The 3,535-nt window shown below is 62.9% G+C and carries 2 protein-coding genes and 1 pseudogene; 2 read left to right on the forward strand and 1 reads right to left on the reverse strand.

Annotation, left to right across the window (positions count from 1 at the left end; genetic code table 11):
* Together HLUSI_RS0125825 and HLUSI_RS0125830 are read left to right on the forward strand one after the other, a co-directional pair.
* A partial coding sequence (locus HLUSI_RS0125825; protein ID WP_016836675.1) for a FadR/GntR family transcriptional regulator occupies nucleotides 1–409 on the forward strand: 409 nt, incomplete at its 5' end.
* Between the two features lie 347 nt (nucleotides 410–756).
* Nucleotides 757–1,935 carry a porin gene (locus tag HLUSI_RS0125830; RefSeq protein WP_029364037.1) on the forward strand — a complete coding sequence of 393 codons (1,179 nt, stop codon included), beginning with the start codon at nucleotides 757–759 and terminating at the stop codon, nucleotides 1,933–1,935.
* A gap of 100 nt (nucleotides 1,936–2,035) precedes the next feature.
* Here HLUSI_RS0125830 and HLUSI_RS30785 read toward each other — a convergent pair.
* Nucleotides 2,036–3,535 (reverse strand): annotated as a pseudogene (locus HLUSI_RS30785) (AMP-binding protein); the annotation flags it as partial.

Raw genomic sequence — 3,535 nt, forward strand, 5'->3', positions numbered from 1 at the left:
AATGCGCGCGCGCTGGGTGATCGAATCGGAAGTGGCGGCATTGGCGGCGCAGAACCGCACTGACGCCGACATCGACAGGATTTATGCGCAGTTGGCGGCGATGGGGCGCAACTTCAACGACAAGCTGGCCAATGAAGCGGATGACCGGCTGTTCCACATCCGCATCGCCGAAGCCAGCGGCAACAGCGTGATGGCGCAAGTCGTCACGGCATTGTGGGACCAGTTGCGCGGCGTGTTGTGGAAGAAGCTGGAAGAACATTTCCACACGCCGCAATTGCGCGAAGCCTCGCTCGAAGAACATCAGAAGGTGTTCGATGCGCTGGTGGCGCGCGATCCGGTGGCCGCGCGCGATGCGATGCGCGAGCACCTGGAACGGGTGATGAACGAATTCAAGAAAGCATGGCGATAGAACCTGTTTCATCGCCATGTTGACGCAGCGTCCCGCAGAGGACGTCACACATGACGGAGACAGCGATGAAAACAATCGGCATCTGCACAGCCTTGTGCGCATTCCCGCCCTTCACATAGGACGCGGCCTGAACTGATCAGCGCCGCGCCAGCGGCGTCCCCCTTTGACTACGCAAGCATTGCAGCAGGTTCGCCCCCTGCCGCAAGGAGGGAGTTTTTGCGTCTGCGATCGACGTTTGCGGCCCTGTGTGTCGGGCCGCGCAACAGTTTTGAATCCGGTCTCGCCCCGCAGGCCGGAATCAATTTAGGGCGGAGCAATACCGCAATCATCCAAGAAGAGGAGAGGAAATGAAATTACGACGCAGTTGGGTAATGGGAGGACTGGCCATCGCCGCCGCCGGCGCTTCGATGCAGGCATCCGCACAGAGCAGCGTGACGATTTACGGCGCGCTCGATAACGCGCTGGTCTATACGACGAATCAGGGCGGTCTGCACAATCTGTACCTGCGTACAGGCAACCTGGCGGCCAGCAAGATCGGCTTCAAGGGCGCTGAGGACCTGGGCGGTGGTTCGCAGGCGATCTTCACGCTGGAAAACGGTTTTGACATCAATACCGGCGCCATGAGTTCGGCCAACACGCTGTTCAACCGCCAGTCCTTCGTCGGCCTGACCAACAGCAGCTACGGCACCGTTACAACCGGTCGCCAGTACACGCCTTACTTCCTGTATGTCGGCGCGATCGGCCCGACCAGCGTCCTGACCGGCGCCACCGGCGCTCACCCGGGCGACGTTGACGGCCTCGACACCACGGTGCGCATCAGCAATTCGGTGACCTACTCGTCGCCGGTGTTCGGTGGCGCGCAAGTCAGCGCCTTGTACGGTTTCGGCGAAACAGCAGGCAGCACATCGACCGGGAATACCTACAGCCTTGCAGCCAAATACGACGTCGGCGCCTGGAACTTCGCCTTGGGCTATCAACGCCTGAAGAACGGTTCCGGCCCTGCCAACGCGTGGAACTCCACGGCCTCCGGCAGCTTCTCGACCTCGGCGGTCAACAACGGCTATGTGTCTTCGGACAACGTGCAGATGATCGCCGGCGCGATGCGCTACACCATCGACAAATGGATGTTCGGCGCCAACTACGCCAACGCGCAATACAAGCCGGGTAACGGATCGCTGTTCACGCAGAAGGCAACGTTCCAGACGCTGGGCCTGATCACTACCTATCAGCTGACGCCGCAAGTGGCGTTGGCCGGCGGTTACAGCTACACCTTCGAGAAGTCGGCCAACGGCATCAGCGATGCGGCGAAATACCATCAGGTCGCGCTGGAGCAGACCTACTCGTTCTCCAAGCGTTCGGCGATCTACCTGCTGGAAGCGTATCAGCTGGCGCGCGGCAAGACCCTGGGTAAAACGGCCGGCAGCATCGTCGATGCCGTGGCCGTGGTCGGCGATTCGCAAAACGGTTCGCCATCGTCGGGACGCAACCAGACTGTGCTGATGGTTGGTTTCCGTCACCTGTTCTAAGCTGGATTCGACGCCGAGTCCTCAGTAGATTTTTTGTAGGTCAACATCCCCTGAAGCTTGAGGTTAACATCCGGCCGGGTCCTGCCCGCCGGATGTTTTTTTATGCCGCATCGCCCAGCTTTCGCCATTCCCCGACCTGCGCGCGCAGCTTGCGCCGGATCACCTTGCCGGTGGTCGTCATCGGCAATTCATCCACGAAGAAAATTTCCCGCGGATATTCGTGTGCGGCCAGCTTCACCTTGACGTGATCCTGGATTTCGCGCTTGAGCCTGTCGTCGCCGGTGACGCCGTCGTTGAGCACGATCACGGCCACCACGATTTCGGTGCGCTGCGGATCGGGCGAGCCGATCACCGCGACCATCTTGACGGCAGCGTGCTGCAGGATGTTGTCTTCGATTTCGCCGGGGCCGATGCGGTAGCCGGCCGAGGTGATGACGTCGTCGTCGCGGCCGACGAAACGGATATAACCCTCGTCGTCCATGCAGCCGGTGTCGCCGGTCAGGAGCCAGTCGCCGATGAACTTGGCGGCGGTGGCTTGCGGGTTGTTCCAGTACTGCAGGAACATCACAGGATCGGGCCGCTGCACCGCGATGTTGCCGTCGCTGCCCGGCGGCAGCACCCGGCCGTCGGCGTCCACGATGGCCAGCGTATGTCCGGGTGCGGCGCGGCCGATGGCGCCGGGGCGGCATGCCATGACGGCGGCGTTCGACGAGACCGTCATGTTGCATTCGGTCTGGCCGTAGAACTCATTGATGGTAAGGCCGAAAGTCTTGCGGCCCCAGTCGAGCAACTCGACGCCGAGCGATTCGCCGCCGCTGGCGACCGAACGCAACTGGAAGCGCCAGCGCGTTTCCGGATCGGCGACGGTGCGCATCATCTTCAGCGCAGTCGGCGGCAGGAAGGTGTTGCGCACGCCGTGATCCTGCAGCAACTGGAACGCCGCTTCGCCGGTGAATTTTTCAAAGCGATGCGCCACCACGGCGACGCCGTGATGCCAGGCCGGCAGCAGCACGTCGAGCAGGCCGCCGATCCAGGCCCAGTCGGCCGGCGTCCAGATGCGGTCGCCTTCCATGGGGAACAGATTGTGCGACATCTCCACGCCCGGCAGATGGCCGAGCAGCACGCGATGCGCATGCAGCGCGCCCTTGGGCTGGCCGGTGGTGCCGGACGTGTAGATGATGACGGCCGGATCGTCGGCTTTGGTCAGCACCGGCGTCAGATCGCTGCTGGCGTGCTTCAGCGCCTGATGCAGATCGACCGTGCCGTCGAAGGCGCCGTCGATCGTGAAGATGGTTTTCAGCGCCGGCAAGCGGTCACGGATGCCAGCCAGCTTGGCGGCGCCCACGGCGTTGGTGACCACCACGCGCGAACAGCGCAAACAGCGGGATCGCAATCGCACCGATCTTGTAGGCGGCGACGTGCGCGATGGCGGTTTCGGGCGCTTGCGGCAGCAGGATGCCGATGCGGTCGCCGACGCCGGCGCCCGTTATCGCAAACAGCGGGATCGCAATCGCACCGATCTTGTAGGCGGCGACGTGCGCGATGGCGGTTTCGGGCGCTTGCGGCAGCAGGATGCCGATGCGGTCGCCGACGCCGGCGG

Origin of the sequence: Herbaspirillum lusitanum P6-12, assembly GCF_000256565.1 — a bacterium.
Classification (GTDB): domain Bacteria; phylum Pseudomonadota; class Gammaproteobacteria; order Burkholderiales; family Burkholderiaceae_D; genus Herbaspirillum; species Herbaspirillum lusitanum.